This window comes from Caballeronia concitans (assembly GCF_001544615.1).
Classification (GTDB): Bacteria; Pseudomonadota; Gammaproteobacteria; order Burkholderiales; family Burkholderiaceae; genus Caballeronia; species Caballeronia concitans.
Genome location: NZ_FCNV02000011.1, coordinates 96,595 through 110,717 on the forward strand (window position 1 = coordinate 96,595; position 14,123 = coordinate 110,717).

Annotated in this window: 15 protein-coding genes; 10 read left to right on the top strand and 5 right to left on the bottom strand. The window is 66.6% G+C overall.

Going from position 1 to position 14,123, the window contains the following annotated elements; translation table 11 throughout:
* Positions 1–247: 247 nt before the first annotated feature.
* Genes AWB72_RS21870 through AWB72_RS21880 form a run of 3 tightly spaced genes read left to right on the top strand, consistent with a single transcriptional unit; the run spans position 248 to position 2,662 of the window.
* A complete protein-coding gene (locus AWB72_RS21870; protein WP_040051488.1) occupies positions 248–1,528 on the top strand; it encodes an EAL and HDOD domain-containing protein in 1,281 nt (426 codons plus the stop codon).
* A gap of 48 nt (positions 1,529–1,576) precedes the next feature.
* Positions 1,577–2,146 (top strand): peroxiredoxin, encoded by a 570-nt coding sequence (locus AWB72_RS21875; RefSeq protein WP_040051626.1) that lies wholly within the window; start codon positions 1,577–1,579, stop codon positions 2,144–2,146.
* A gap of 36 nt (positions 2,147–2,182) precedes the next feature.
* A complete protein-coding gene (locus tag AWB72_RS21880) occupies positions 2,183–2,662 on the top strand; it encodes a hypothetical protein (RefSeq protein ID WP_040051489.1) in 480 nt (159 codons plus the stop codon).
* Between the two features lie 13 nt (positions 2,663–2,675).
* Here AWB72_RS21880 and cydB read toward each other — a convergent pair whose 3' ends face one another.
* Positions 2,676–3,683 (bottom strand): cytochrome d ubiquinol oxidase subunit II, encoded by a 1,008-nt coding sequence (gene cydB, locus AWB72_RS21885; protein ID WP_040051490.1) that lies wholly within the window; start codon positions 3,681–3,683, stop codon positions 2,676–2,678.
* Between the two features lie 52 nt (positions 3,684–3,735).
* Positions 3,736–5,205 (bottom strand): cytochrome ubiquinol oxidase subunit I, encoded by a 1,470-nt coding sequence (locus tag AWB72_RS21890; RefSeq protein ID WP_040051491.1) that lies wholly within the window; start codon positions 5,203–5,205, stop codon positions 3,736–3,738.
* A 214-nt stretch (positions 5,206–5,419) separates the two neighbouring features.
* Between AWB72_RS21890 and sugE the strand changes: the two genes are divergently transcribed.
* From sugE to AWB72_RS21925, 7 genes are all read left to right on the top strand, one after another.
* Positions 5,420–5,740 (top strand): quaternary ammonium compound efflux SMR transporter SugE, encoded by a 321-nt coding sequence (sugE, locus tag AWB72_RS21895; RefSeq protein WP_040051492.1) that lies wholly within the window; start codon positions 5,420–5,422, stop codon positions 5,738–5,740.
* A gap of 232 nt (positions 5,741–5,972) precedes the next feature.
* On the top strand, positions 5,973–6,602 hold the full coding sequence (locus tag AWB72_RS21900; RefSeq protein WP_040051493.1) for a DUF4126 domain-containing protein: 630 nt from the start codon (positions 5,973–5,975) through the stop codon (positions 6,600–6,602).
* On the top strand, positions 6,599–9,202 hold the full coding sequence (locus AWB72_RS21905; protein ID WP_040051494.1) for an ABC transporter permease: 2,604 nt from the start codon (positions 6,599–6,601) through the stop codon (positions 9,200–9,202). The genes AWB72_RS21900 and AWB72_RS21905 overlap by 4 nt, the downstream gene beginning before the upstream one ends.
* Before the next feature lie 19 nt (positions 9,203–9,221).
* Positions 9,222–9,656 (top strand): group II truncated hemoglobin, encoded by a 435-nt coding sequence (locus AWB72_RS21910; protein WP_040051495.1) that lies wholly within the window; start codon positions 9,222–9,224, stop codon positions 9,654–9,656.
* A 46-nt stretch (positions 9,657–9,702) separates the two neighbouring features.
* Positions 9,703–10,473 carry an alanyl-tRNA editing protein gene (locus AWB72_RS21915; protein ID WP_280174595.1) on the top strand — a complete coding sequence of 257 codons (771 nt, stop codon included), beginning with the start codon at positions 9,703–9,705 and terminating at the stop codon, positions 10,471–10,473.
* Positions 10,474–10,475: 2 nt separating this feature from the next.
* Entirely contained in the window at positions 10,476–11,054 is a 579-nt protein-coding gene (locus tag AWB72_RS21920) for a DUF924 family protein (RefSeq protein ID WP_040051627.1), read from the top strand.
* 66 nt (positions 11,055–11,120) lie between these two features.
* Positions 11,121–11,996: a DUF5672 family protein gene (locus AWB72_RS21925; RefSeq protein WP_040051497.1), complete on the top strand. Its 876-nt coding sequence runs from the start codon at positions 11,121–11,123 to the stop codon at positions 11,994–11,996.
* A 24-nt stretch (positions 11,997–12,020) separates the two neighbouring features.
* Here the strand turns inward: AWB72_RS21925 and AWB72_RS21930 are convergent, their stop codons facing one another.
* From AWB72_RS21930 to AWB72_RS21940, 3 genes are read right to left on the bottom strand one after another with little or no spacing between them, the layout of a single operon-like run.
* Positions 12,021–12,767 carry an SDR family oxidoreductase gene (locus AWB72_RS21930; protein WP_040051498.1) on the bottom strand — a complete coding sequence of 249 codons (747 nt, stop codon included), beginning with the start codon at positions 12,765–12,767 and terminating at the stop codon, positions 12,021–12,023.
* Between the two features lie 11 nt (positions 12,768–12,778).
* Positions 12,779–13,363: an LOG family protein gene (locus AWB72_RS21935; protein ID WP_040051499.1), complete on the bottom strand. Its 585-nt coding sequence runs from the start codon at positions 13,361–13,363 to the stop codon at positions 12,779–12,781.
* Positions 13,363–14,100 (bottom strand): TetR/AcrR family transcriptional regulator, encoded by a 738-nt coding sequence (locus AWB72_RS21940; RefSeq protein ID WP_040051500.1) that lies wholly within the window; start codon positions 14,098–14,100, stop codon positions 13,363–13,365. Before AWB72_RS21940 ends, AWB72_RS21935 begins: the two co-directional genes overlap by 1 nt.
* Positions 14,101–14,123: the final 23 nt, after the last annotated feature.

Here is a 14,123-nt window from a genome sequence, read left to right on the forward strand (position 1 = left end):
CGCCGGCCGGCTCGACCGCAGCCGCATCCGCCACAGCAGCCGCCGCCGGGCGGGCATAGCGCCCAAGCGCCGCCCGCTTCGAGAATCCGTCCTACCCGTTCCGCCTCATGATGCATGCCGTCACACAGCAGGACCGCGCATGTCGACAACGACGCACGACGCTCGCCGTGCCATGCATCGCGCAAACCTTTGCGCACGCGCGAGGCGCGACCGAATGCCGCAAACCTGCTTCCAGTCCGTTTCCGTCATGGCCGATTCATCCTTAAGGCGCTCGCCGCGCCCCATTCACGAGGCGCGCGTCTATGTCGGACGCCAGCCGATTCTCGATGGCGCCGGCGCGCTCGCCGCCTACGAACTGCTCTTTCGCGACAGCCCCGACAATCGGGCGCGCGTCCACGACGACCTCCAGGCGACCGCGCATGTCGTCGCGCGCACGGTGGGCGAGCTGGGCGTGTCGGCGGTGCTCGGGCTGCACCCCGGCTACGTGAACATGAACCGCGAGCTGCTCTTCGACGACATCGTGCATCTGATGCATCCCGAGCGCTTCGTGCTGGAACTGCTGGAAAGCATCGTGTTCGACGACGCGCTCTTCAAGCGATGCGCGCAGTTGCGCCGCCAGGGCTTTCGCTTCGCGCTCGACGACATCACGCGCATCGACGATACGCTGCTCGGCGCGCTGCCGTCGGCGGATATCGTGAAGGTGGATGTGCTCGCGGCCGAGCGCGGCCAGTTGCCCGAAATCGCGTCGCTCGCGAAGAAGCACGGCAAGCTGCTCGTCGCGGAGAAGGTCGAGACGCACGAGGATTTCATCGCGGCGCGCGAGCTTGGCTTCGATCTCTTTCAGGGCTATTTCTTCGCGCGGCCGCAGGTGCTCTCGGCGCGTCGCGCGAGTCCGGCGCGCGGCACGCTGCTGCGGCTGCTCGCGGTGCTCGGATCCGAACCCGGCATGCGGGAACTCGAAACCGAACTCAAGCGCAATCCGGACATCGTGCTGCAACTCATGCGCCTCGCCAATTCGAGCGCGCATGCACGCGGTCGGCGCGTGGCGTCGCTGCGCGACGCGGTGGCCGCCGCCGGCACGCGCCAGCTGATGCGCTGGACGCAACTGCTGCTCTACGCGGACGGCAGCGGCCTGCCGTGGCGCTCGGACCCGCTCCTGCAACTCGTCGGCGCGCGGGCGCGCTTCATGGAACTGGCGGCGAACGTGCTGCGTCCATTGGACGAAGCCTTCGCCGATGCCGCGTTCATGACCGGCGTGTTTTCGCTCGTGCACGTGGTGCTCGACATGCAGCCCGCGGAAATTGTCGATAAGCTGCACCTGGCGGCGGACATCCGCTCGGCGATCCTGAGCGGCGAGGGCGCGCTCGGCGCGCTGCTCGGCATCGCGCAGGCAGCCGAACGCGGCGATGCGGCCGCCATCGACGCGTGCCGGCTCGCTCAGCCCGCGCTCGGCGCGCTCACGCCCGCGCTGCTCGCGAAGCTTCAGGTGGAGGCGGCGGCGTGGTTCGCGGAGCAGCCGCTCGATTGAATCGCGCGCGTTCCGCGCGTTCCATCAACGTCACGGTGAGGCATGCACATGAAGAAGAGGATTGCGGGAACGGTAGCCGGACTGGCAGCGGCGGTTGCGTGTCTCGTCGCGGCGTATCCGCTGACGGCGGGCGCGACGCTCAAGCCGGGCGATGCCGCGCCGGACTTCGTCGCGCAGGCGTCGCTGGGCGGCAACGTCTACGATTACTCGCTCGCCGATGCGCTCAAGAAAGGCCCCGTCGTGCTGTACTTCTATCCGGCGGCGTTCACGAAGGGCTGCACGATCGAGGCGCATGAGTTCGCCGAAGCGGTCGATCAGTACAAGGCCGAGGGCGCGACGGTGATCGGCGTGTCGCATGACGACATCGACACGCTCAAGCGCTTTTCCGTGAGCGAATGCCGCAGCAAGTTCCCCGTCGCCGCCGACGCCGATTCGAAGATCATCCGCTCCTACGACGCCTCCCTGCCGATGAAAAGCTCGATGGCCAATCGCGTGTCGTATGTGATCGCGCCGGACGGCAAGGTCATCTACGAATACACGAGCCTCTCGCCGGACAAGCATGTCGCGAACACGCTGCAGGCCGTGCGCGACTGGAACGCGAAGCACAAGGCGCAGTGACGGCTGCGCCGCGCGCGAACGGATAGGAAACACGCAATGCCCATCGTCCTTGCTCTCATTGCGCTCATCGCGCTGATCTATGGCGCGGTGCGGTCGTTCAACGCCATCGACGCGCGCTTCGGACTGGGCGTGGCGGTCGGCGTCGCGGCGGTCGTGTTGGCCGCGATCGCGGCGGGCATCGCGTACTGGCTCGCGCGGCGTCGCGAAGTCGCGCCGAATCTGCCGCGCGTCAAAGGCGACGAAGGCGCCGGCTGGACGCACGAACTCGCGCGCGACTGGGGCGGCGTGCGGCTCGCGGCGGGCAAGCGGCTGCTCGACGTGCGCGTGGGTGATGCGCGCGGCCATTACATCTTCGCGGACCTGCGCGGCGCGCGCATCGACGAAAGCGGCGGTTCGCACGTGCTGCTCGATGTCGCCGATCCCGCGCACGGCCAATGGCGTCTGCCGATGCAGAATCGCGCCGAGGCGCGGCAATGGGCGCGCATCCTGTCGCTCGCGGTGGCGCAGAAGCTCTGATCGAGAAGCCGCGTCATTCGACGTGATACCCCATGTCGCCGCGCACCTTGCCGCGAAACACCCAGTACGACCACGTCACGTAGACCATCAGGACGGGCAGCAGGAACAACGTGCCGATCAGGAAGAACTGATGCGAGATCGGCGACGCCGATGCGTCCCACAGCGTCACCGAAGGCGGCGCGATGAACGGCCACAGGCTGATCACGAGCCCGGTGAACGCGAGAAAGAAGAGGCCCATCGAGCAGACGAAGGGCAGCGCTTCGCGGCCTTTCGCGAGGCTCGTCCATAGCGTCCACGCGAGCAGCGCGGTCAGCACCGGCACCGGCGCGAACGCAAAGCTGCCCGGAAAGCCGAACCAGCGCGCGGCGATGCGCGCATCCTTGAGCGGCGTCCACAAGCTGATGAGCACGATGAACGCGATCACGCCGATGAGCGCGAAACGCGCCATCCGGCGGCCCCAGTTCTGGAGATCGCCTTCGGTTTTCAGGACGAGCCACGTCGAGCCTTGCAGCGCGTAGCCGAACATCAGCCCGACGCCCGTGAGCAGCGGAAACGGCGCGATCCAGTCCCAGCTCGTGCCGGCGAACTGGCGCCCGCTGATCGGGAAACCCTGGATGAACATGCCGAGCACGATGCCCTGCGCGAACGTCGCGACGAGCGATCCATACGCGAACGCGCGATCCCACAGCCACTTGCGCGCGCCGACCACTTCGCGAAACTCGAACGCGACGCCGCGAAAGATCAGCCCGAGCAGCATGAAGAGAATCGGGAAGTAGACGGCCGGAACGATGATCGCGAAGGCGAGCGGAAACACCGCGAAGAGACCGCCGCCGCCGAGCACGAGCCACGTCTCGTTGAAGTCCCAGACGGGCGCCACGGAGTTGATCATCAGGTTGCGGTCTTCGGCGTCGCGGCGCAGGAAAAACAGCATGCCGACGCCGAGATCGAAGCCGTCGAGCAGCACGTACATGAACACGGCCAGCGCGAGAATGGCGGCCCACAGCGGCACGAGATCGAGCATCGCGGTCTCCGTTTGCGTTGTTTCGATGGTTCGATGAATCCGATAGGCGCGGTCAGTTCGGCCGTCGCGGCGGCACGATGTCGTCGCTCGGCGCGACGCGTGCGGTTCCGCTCTTGCGCGCCGTCTCGCCGCCCGACGACACCGCCGAGAGCGGCCGCGCCGCCCGCGTCTGCGGCTGAAGCAGTTCGCTCTCGTGATCCTGCGTCACCGGCGACGGCCCCACGCGCACGAGCCGCCGCAGCAGGATGAAACCCGCGCCGAAGATCACCGCGTAGGCGAGCACGTAGAGCAGCCACGACAGCGCGACGTCGCCGGTGGTGAGCGAGGGCGTCACCGAATCGCGCGTGCGCAGGAGGCCGTAGACCGTCCACGGCTGGCGGCCGGCCTCGGTCGTCGTCCATCCGGCGATCACCGCGATAAAACCGAGCGGCATCGCGAAGGTCGCCGCGCGCAGCCATCGCCGGCTGGTTTCGAGCTTGCCGCGCGCGAAGAGCACGATGCCCGACAGCACGACGGCGAACATCAACAGCGCGACGCCGACCATGATGTGAAACGCGAAGAACACGACCGCGACCGGCGGCCGGTCCTCGCGCGGAAAGTCCTTGAGGCCGCGCACGACGCCGTTCGGATCGTGCGTCAGGTAGATGCTGCCAAGCACCGGTATCGACACTTCGAAGTGGTTGCGCTCTTCGTCCTGATCGGGAATGGAAAAGAGATTGGCCGGCACGCGCGATCCGGTTTCCCACAGCGCTTCCATCGCCGCGAGCTTGGCGGGCTGATGTTTGAGCGTGTTGAGGCCGTGCGCGTCGCCGATCACCATTTGCAGCGGCACCATGATGATCAGAAAGATGAGCGACATCTTCAGCATCACGCGGCTTTCCTCGATCGCGCGCCGCTGCAACATGTACAGCGCGCCGACGCCGAGAATCACGAACGCCGTCGTCACGAGAAACGCGGTCACGGTATGCGCGAGCCGGAACGGAAACGACGGCGAGAAGATCACGTCGAAGAAGCTCACCACGTCGAAGCGCCCGTCCGGCAGGATGCGATAGCCCTGCGGCGTCTGCATCCAGCTATTGACGGCGAGAATCCAGAACGACGAGATGAGCGTGCCGATCGCGACGAACATCGCCGACATCACGTGCGCCCACTGCGGCACGAGCTTGCGGCCGAACAGCAGCACGCCGAGAAACGCCGATTCGAGGAAGAACGCGGTCAGCACTTCGTAGCCCATCAGCGAGCCGACGACGTTCGCGGTCCTGTCGGTGTAGCGGCTCCAGTTGGTGCCGAACTGGAACGGCATCACGATGCCCGATACCACGCCCATGCCGAACGACACCGCGAAGATCTTCAGCCAGAACGCGGACAGGCGGCGATAGACGTCGCGCCGCGTGATCCACCAGTTGACTTCGAGCGTCGCGATGAAGCACGAAAGGCCGACCGTGAACGCGGGCAGCAGGATATGGAACGCGACGACCCACGCGAATTGAAAGCGGGACAGCAGCACCGAGTCGATATGCATGAACGCTCCCTGTCGATTCTTGCAACGAACGCGCCGAGTGATGCGCCTGTGCGCGTCGCTTTCTTGATACACCGTTTTACCGGGCGCGGCACGGCGCCGCACGCCCGCGCCGCTGGGATACAATGATCGGCTTGCTTCTCAGCCATCGCCGTGCCGGACGACCGCACGCGCTTCGAATCATCGGGGACGGCCCCATTTTCTTAGGGAGTCAACGATGTCCTGGATCCTTCTTTTCATCGCCGGTGTGCTGGAAGTCGCGTGGGCGGCAGGGCTCAAATCCTCCGACGGGTTCACGCGGCTCGGACCGTCCATCTTCACGCTCGTCACCGCCGTCGGCAGCTTCGTGCTGCTCGCCCTGGCCATGCGCCAGTTGCCGCTCGGCACCGCTTATGCCGTGTGGACGGGCATCGGCGCGGTCGGCGCGTTCGTGTTCGGCATCGTGTTCATGGGCGAGGCGGTGTCGGCGGCGCGCATCGTAAGCGCGCTCTTGATCATCGCCGGGCTGACCGGGCTCAAGCTGACGTCGGGGCATTGACGGGCGCCGGCCGTTTCGCTTTTGTCAGCAAGCTGTAGCGGGCGCGCCAGGAACGGCGTTCGCTGGACGTCCGCTGCACCGCGCGATTTTGCGTGGATATAATGATCTTAAGTCTGTCTTATGGGCGATGGAGCGGCGGGGCAAGCGCTGAAGCGTGAAATCCCGCCGGCAGCTTTGCATGAGGTGGCAGTCGGCGCCAGGGCGCGAACGGCCATCGACAAAGGAGACGGCAATGCTTGAGTCACTTTCGCTCGCGGCGGGCCTTTCATGGGCGAGCGGGCTGCGCCTGTATCTCACCGTGTTCATCGCCGGGCTGTTCGAGCGCATCGGCCTCATTCATCTGCCGGATTCGCTCGCCGTGCTCGCGTCGCCGTGGGTGATCGGCGTGGCGGGCGCGCTCACCATCGTCGAATTTCTCGCCGACAAAATCCCCGCGCTCGATTCCCTCTGGGACGCCATCCACACGTTCATCCGCATTCCGGCCGGCGCGGTGCTCGCGGCCGGTTCGCTCGGCCACGCCGATCCCACCCTGCTCACCATCGCCGCGCTCGCGGGCGGCACGCTCGCCGGGGCGTCGCATTTCGCGAAGGCGGGCACGCGCGCGCTCATCAATCTGTCGCCGGAACCGGTGTCGAACTGGGCCGCTTCCGCGACGGAAGACATCGGCGCGCTCGGCGGCCTGGCGCTCGCGTTCTTCGTGCCTCTGCTGTTTCTCGTGATGCTGATCGCATTCCTCTTCGCCGCCGGATGGGCGCTGCCGCGGCTCGTGCGCGGCGTGCATGGCGGCGTCTCGCGCATGGCCAAGCACATGCTGCCCGGCGCGCATCACCCGATCAACCGACTGCGGAGCAAGCACGATTGAGCACCGCGGCCCGCAACGACAAACCCGCGGCCAAGGCGTCGCCCTCCATTCACGACACGCATCCGACAGCCGGACTCGACTTCCTGCAGACCGTGCGCCAGGCGTGGCGCATGACCGCGCGCGACTGGCGCGCCGGCGAGCTGACCATGCTCGTGCTCGCGCTGGTGCTGGCGGTCGCGGCGCTGTCGAGCGTCGGCTTTCTCGCGGATCGCATGCGGCAGGGCCTCGCCCGCGATGCGCGCCAGATGATCGCGGCCGATTTCGTCGTGCGCGCCGATCATCCCGTCGATCCGATGTTCGCGGCCGAAGCGCGATCGCTCGGGCTCGAAACCGCCGGCACGACGATTTTCCCGAGCATGATCAGCGGGACGTCGCGCGAAGCGGTGTCGCGGCTCGCGGCGATCAAGGGCGTGACGGCCGGCTATCCGCTGCGCGGCGCGTTGCGCATCGCGCCCGGCCCCGATGCGCCCGGCGCCCCCGCGCAAGGCATTCCCGCGCCGGGCACCGTCTGGGTCGATCCCGCGCTCCTCGACGCGCTCAAGACGAAAGTCGGCGGCACGGTGAAGGTCGGCACGCGCACGTTCACGGTGGCCGCGGTCATCACGCGCGAACTCGATCGCGGCTTCTCGTTCGTCAATTTCTCGCCGCGCCTCATGATGCGCGCCGACGAAATCGCCGGGACGGGACTGCTCGGCTACGGCAGCCGCGTGACGTACCGGCTGCTGGTGGCGGGACCGGACGCGCAGGTGGAGCGCTTCGCGCAGTTCGCCCGCGATAAGGCCGATGGCGGCAAGCTGCGCGGCGTCGCGCTCGAATCGCTGTCGGACGGCCAGCCGCAGGTGCGGCAGACGATCGATCGCGCGAGCCACTTCCTCACACTCGTGTCGCTGCTGACGGCGCTGCTCGCGGCGGTCGCCATCGCGATGGCCGCGCATCGCTTCGCGCGACGCCACCTCGACGGCTGCGCCGCGATGCGCTGTCTCGGCGTCAGCCAGCGGACCTTGCGCGCGCTCTTTCTGAACGAGTTCCTGGCGATCGGCGTGATCGGCAGCGCGGCGGGCATCGTGCTCGGCTTCATCGGGCATCTGGTGTTGCTGAACTGGCTCGGCTCGCTCGTCGATGTCGAGTTGCCGCAGGCGAGCGTGTGGCCGGCGCTCGAAGGCATCGCGATGGGACTCGTGCTGCTGCTCGGCTTCGCGCTGCCGCCGCTGTTGCCGCTCACGCGCGTGCCGCCGGTGCTCGTGATCCGCCGCGAACTCGGCGATGCCGGGCGCGTCGCTTACGCGGCGTACGGCGTCGGCGTGCTGCTGTTCGCGGCGCTGCTCGTGATCGCGGCGGGCGAGTGGAAGCTCGGCGGCATCGTCGCGGGCGGCTTCGCGGCGGGGCTGCTGCTGTTCGGCGCGATCGCGCGGGCGGCGCTCTGGGCGGCGGCGCGCTTCGTGCGGCGCGACAAGAGCCGCGCGGGCGTCGGCTGGCGGTACGCGCTGGCGTCGCTGGAACGGCGAAGCGGGGCGAGCGCGCTGCAGATCACGGCGCTCGGCATCGGGCTGATGTGCCTGCTGCTGATCGCGATGACGCGCAACGATCTCATCAAGGGATGGCGCGACGCGACGCCGCCCGACGCGCCGAACGAATTCCTGATCGACATCCAGCCCGATCAGCGCGACGGCGTGCTCGCGTATCTGCACGGTCACGGCCAGCCGCAGGCCGCGCTGTCGCCGATGGTGCGCGCGCGTCTCGTCTCCATCAACGGCCAGCCGGTCAATCCGGACAGCTACGAGAAAGCCGATGCGAAGCGTCTCGTCGATCGCGAATTCAACCTGTCCTACACGACCGCGCTGCCCGACGACAACCGCGTGACGCAAGGCGCGTGGTTCGGCACGAGCGCGAAGCCGCAGGTGTCGATCGAAGAGGGCATCGCGAAGACCATCCGCGTGAAAATGGGCGATGTGCTGCGCTTCGATGTCGCCGGGCTGCCGGTGGAAGCGCCCGTGACGAGCCTGCGCAAGGTCGACTGGAATTCGTTCAAGGTCAATTTCTTCGTGCTGATGCCGCCCGAGGCGCTCGCCGATCTGCCCGCGACGTTCATCACGAGCTTCCACCTGCCCGCCGACGACCAGCGCATGATCGACGGCCTGATCGCCGCTTATCCGAACGTGACGGCCATCGATACCGCGCCGATCCTCGCGCAGATCCAGCGCACGCTCGCGCAGGTCATCGGCGCGGTCCAGTTTCTGTTCCTCTTCACGCTCGCGGCGGGCGTGCTCGTGCTGTACGCGGCGCTCGCCGGCACGCGCGACGAGCGCATGCGCGAATCGGCGCTGCTGCGGGCGCTCGGGGCGTCGCACAAGCAGGTGCGCTCGGTACAGGTCGCCGAATTCGTGGCGGTCGGCGCGCTGTCGGGCCTGATGGCGGCGCTCGGCGCGCAGGGCATCGGCTACGTGCTGGCGTCGCGCGTGTTCGAGTTTCATATCGATTTCAATCCGTGGCTCGTGCCCGCGGGCGTCGTCGCGGGCATCGCGTGCGCGGGACTCGGCGGCTGGCTGAGTTTGCGTCGCGTGCTGGCGCGCCCGGCGCTGCAGTCCTTGCGCGACGCCTAGTTTTCTTAGAATCAAAGCAATGAGCGAAGTGAACCAATCGTCTTCCGACGACGCAGCATCGAATCAAGACACCGCGCCGACCGCGTTCGAACTGGTCGGCGGCGAGGAACGCGTGCGCGCGCTCGTCGATCGTTTCTACGACCTGATGGACCTCGAGCCCGAGTTCGCGGGCATCCGCGCGCTGCATCCGCCGACGCTCGAGAATTCCCGCGACAAGACTTTCTGGTTCCTGTGCGGCTGGATGGGCGGGCCGGATCACTACATCAGCCGCTTCGGGCATCCGCGTTTGCGGGCGCGGCATCTGCCGTTCGCGATCGCATCGAGCGAACGCGATCAATGGCTGCGCTGCATGGCCTGGGCGATGGAAGACATCGGCCTCGCGGAGCCGCTGCGCGAACGACTGCTGACTTCCTTCTTCGATACCGCCGACTGGATGCGCAACCGTCCCGGTTGAATCGCCCGCTTTTGTATCGGGCGAGGCCGCGCTCGTTTGCGGCATCATCTGCCGGTTAACCAGGGCATTTCGAGGACATGAAGCCATGACCACACGCGCACTCTTTCGCGAGGACGCCTATCAGACGCAATGCGAGGCGACCGTCATCGCCATCGACGAGGCGGGCATTCGTCTCGATCAAACCGTGTTCTATCCGCTCGGCGGCGGCCAGGCGGGCGACGCCGGCACGCTGACGCTCGCGGACGGCACGGTCATCGCGATCGCGGATACGCGCAAGGCCAAGTTCGAAGGCGCGACGCCCGACGACGCCGTGCACGTGCCCGCGCCCGGCCAGGAAGACGCGCTCGCGAAGCTGAAAGCGGGCGACACGGTGAGCGCGGAGATCGACTGGGCGCGGCGGTATCGGCATATGCGGCTGCACACGGCGAGTCATCTGATCTGCGCCGTGCTGCCGTATCCGGTCGATGGCTGCAGCATCACGACCGACTACGCGCGGCTCGATCTCGCGACCGTCGAGCCGATCGAGCGCGAAGAGGTGGAATCGAAGCTGCGCGCGCTCGTCGGCGGATCGCATGACGTGCGCACCGAATGGATCACCGACGACGAAATGTCCGCGCGCCCCGAGCTCGTCCGCACGATGAGCGTCAAGCCGCCGATAGGCCTCGGCCGCGTGCGCCTGTTGCGCATCGAGGACGTGGACCTGCAGCCGTGCGGCGGCACGCACGTGCGCAACACGGGCGAGATCGGCGAATTGCGCATCGCGAAGCTGGAGAAAAAGAGCGCGCGCACGCGGCGGCTCGTGCTGGAGCTGGCTTGAGCATCGATCCGCGCGCGCAGGACGTGCTCGATGTCTGGTTCGGCGCGGCGGGATCGCCCGAATACGGGACCGAGCGCAAGACGTGGTGGAAGAAGAAGCGCGCGTTCGACGCGATGCTCGCCGAGCGATTCGGCGCCTTGCTCGACGAAGCGCAGGCGGGCGGCTTGCGCGACTGGGAGCGCTCGTCGCTCGGCACGCTCGCGCTGATCGTGCTGCTGGACCAGTTCTCGCGCAATTGCCATCGCCATACGCCGCGCGCGTTCGCGGGCGACGCGCGGGCGCTCGCGCTGGCGAAATCGCTCGTCGAGACTGGCGATGATCTGCGCCTGCCGAGCGCGTTTCATCGCGCGTTCGCGTATATGCCTTTCCAGCACGACGAATCCATGCCGAGTCAGCGCGAATCGCTGCGTCTTTTCGGGAAGCTGAAGGACGAGACGGGCGTGTCGAGCTTCCACGAATCGGCGGTGGAGCACGCGGACGTGATCGGCCGCTTCGGGCGTTATCCGCATCGCAATCGCATTCTGGGGCGTGAGACGTCGCCTGAAGAAGCCGCGTGGCTCGCGGAACACGGCGGCTTCTAGAATTCCTTCGATAGCCGCGCGCCGCGTGCCGGCTTACTTTCATCGCTTTTATCTCCTCAAAGCGCGATGAAAGATTTCAGCAAGATCACCCTCGTTTCCGTGACGGGACTGCCGGATGCGACGCGCGCAGTGTACGCGCTCGTCCTGAGCCAGCGGCAGATGCCGGGCGCGCGCGCCGTGCTGTGCAGCCCGAATGCGCCCGCGAACCTGCCGGACGGCATCGAGCATCGCAAGATCGCGCCGCTCAGTTATCACGAATACTCGTGGTTCATGATGTACGCGCTCTGGCGCGTGGTCGACACGGAATTCGCGCTGATCGTTCAGGACGACGGCTGGGTGCTCGACACCGCCAACTGGAGCGACGACTTCCTCGACTACGACTACGTCGGCCCGGCGGCGCACGTGGGGCGCATCGATTCGAAAGAGGGCACGCGCTGGGTCACGCACTACAAGTGGGGCGCCGAACTGGACAAGCCCGGGCACACGGTGATGCCGGTGATCAACGGCGGCTTCTGCCTGCGCAGCCGGCGCATGATGCGCGCGCTCATCGACCATCCCGAAATCAAGATGACGATTCCCGCGCCCGACAAGTTCGGCGGCGATGCAATCAAGGTGGAATGGACCAACTGCGCGCTCAACGAAGACGTGCAGCTCACGTGCGTGCTGCGGCCCGAGCTGGAAGCCGTCGGCCTGCGGTTCGCGCCGGTCGAGATGTGCCTGCGCTTCGGCATCGAGCACGCGGGGCCGGTGCATCGCGAGGTGAACATGATGTCGCTCTTCGGCCAGCACTGCAAATGGCGGCGGCTCATCGGCATCGATCCGCCGGTCATTCAATATCGGACGAAGCGCAGCATCGCGGAGCGGGCGTTCCGCGAAATGGATATCGCGCGGATGCTCGAAGCGCGCGGCTATCAACTGCGCTTCGCGCCCGAGGACGCGTGACTACGCGTGTAGCGCGGCGGGAAATCAGCGCCCGCCGGTCACGTCCAGAATCGCGCCCGTCACGTACGACGACGCATCCGACAGCAGCCACACGATGGTTTCGCCGACTTCATCGGCGGTGCCGGGACGCCCGAGCGGCGTCTGCACGCCGAGCACCTGCGCGCGGTCCGGACGGCCGCCGCTCGCGTGGATGTCGGTTTCGATGAGACCGGGGCGGATCGCGTTCACGCGCACGCCTTCCGGCCCGAGTTCCTTCGAAAGCCCGATGGTCAGCACGTCGATCGCGCCTTTCGATCCGGCATAGTCGACGTATTCGTTCGGCGCACCGAGCCGCGCCGCCGCCGACGACACGTTCACGATCGCGCCGCCCTTGCCGCCGCGCGAACGCGAGAGCCGCCGCGCCGCTTCGCGTGCGCAGAGATACGCGCCGAGCACGTTGGTGTCGAAAATGCGCCTGAGCCGGTCGATGTCCATCTCCGCCAGCGGCGATCCCGGAGCCACGATGCCCGCGTTGTTCACCACGCCGTCGAGCTTGCCGAAGGCTTCTTCGGTGGCGTCGAACATCGCGATGATCGCGGCTTCGTCGCGCACGTCGCCCTGAATCGCGACGGCCTTGCCGCCCGCGGCCCGCACGGCGGCGACGGTTTCATCGGCGGCTTGTGCGTTCGACGCGTAGTTCACGCCGACCGACCAGCCGCGCGCGCCCGCGAGCAGCGCAGCCGAGCGGCCGATGCCACGGCTTGCTCCGGTAATCAGGATGACTTTCGACATCGATTCGGTCCTCAGACGACGTTGCGGTTTTGCGTCCACTTGTCGTGAACGGGCGGGGTGTAGGTATCCAGCTTCGCGATCATCTCGCCGGGTTCGGCGGCGACCTGAATCAAGTCGAGATACGGCTTGCGCATGAAGCCTTCGTCGACGGTATGACGCAGCATCGACAGGAGCGGCTCGAAATAGCCGTTCACGTTCAGCAGGCCGACCGGCTTCTGGTGATAGCCGAGCTGCGCCCACGTATAGACTTCGAAGAACTCCTCGAAGGTGCCGACGCCGCCGGGCATCGCGACGAAGGCATCGGAAAGATCGGCCATTTTCTTCTTGCGCTCGTGCATGTCGGGCACGACGTGCAGTTCGGTGAGATCCGTATGGCCCACTTCCTTCGCGAGCAGCAATTCGGGGATGACGCCGACCGCGCGTCCGCCGGCGGCGAGCACTTCATCGGCGATGAGGCCCATCAGGCCGACGCGGCCGCCGCCGTACACGAGCGACAAATCGGCTTCGACGAGCGCGCGGCCGAATGCCTTGGCCGCTTCGGCATAGACGGGGCGGGCTCCGGTCGCGGAGCCGCAATAGACACAGACTGCCTTCATTATCGGGAATCCTTCGGTGTTTCGGTCTTCGATGCGCTGGCCGCATCGTCGCGCGGCGGAAGAAAATCCGCATATTCGCGCTTGGGTAGTTTACCGGACACCAGATCGTCGAAAAGCTGACGCGAGCGGCCGCGCAAATACGGCGCCATGATCGAGATGATGTGCACGCTCACCTGATGCAGTTCCGCGCGGATCGCTTCCTGATCGTTGTATTTGCGCGGATTCATCACGTACTGATACGACAGCCAGTACGTCGCGATCACGCCGATGTTCGTCGCGATCACCTCGATTTCCGCGGGCGTCGCGACCATTTCCTGATCGGCGACGAGCGCTTCGCACAACTGCCCGGCGAAGCGGACCTTGTGCGTGATGATCTGCTTGAAGTGCGTCTCGAGCGTGCGGTTGCGCGCGAGCAAATCGTTCAGGTCGCGGTACAGGAACCGGTACGTCCACAGGAAATCGGCCATGTACTGCAGATAGGACCACATCTCGTCGATCGTCGGACGATGGTCGTCCGGAAACCGCAGCCGCTTCTGAATCTGCTGCTCGAACTGCGCGAAGATGCTGTTGATGATGTCGTCCTTGTTCCGGAAATGGTAGTACAGGTTTCCTGGACTGATCTCCATTTCCTCGGCGATGGTCGTCGTGGTGACGTTCGGCTCGCCGATATCGTTGAACAACTTCAGTGACAGCTCGAGAATCCGTTCGCGGGTGCGGCGGGGAGGTTTGGCTTCCATGTCGTCCGACCTTGGCATCCGGC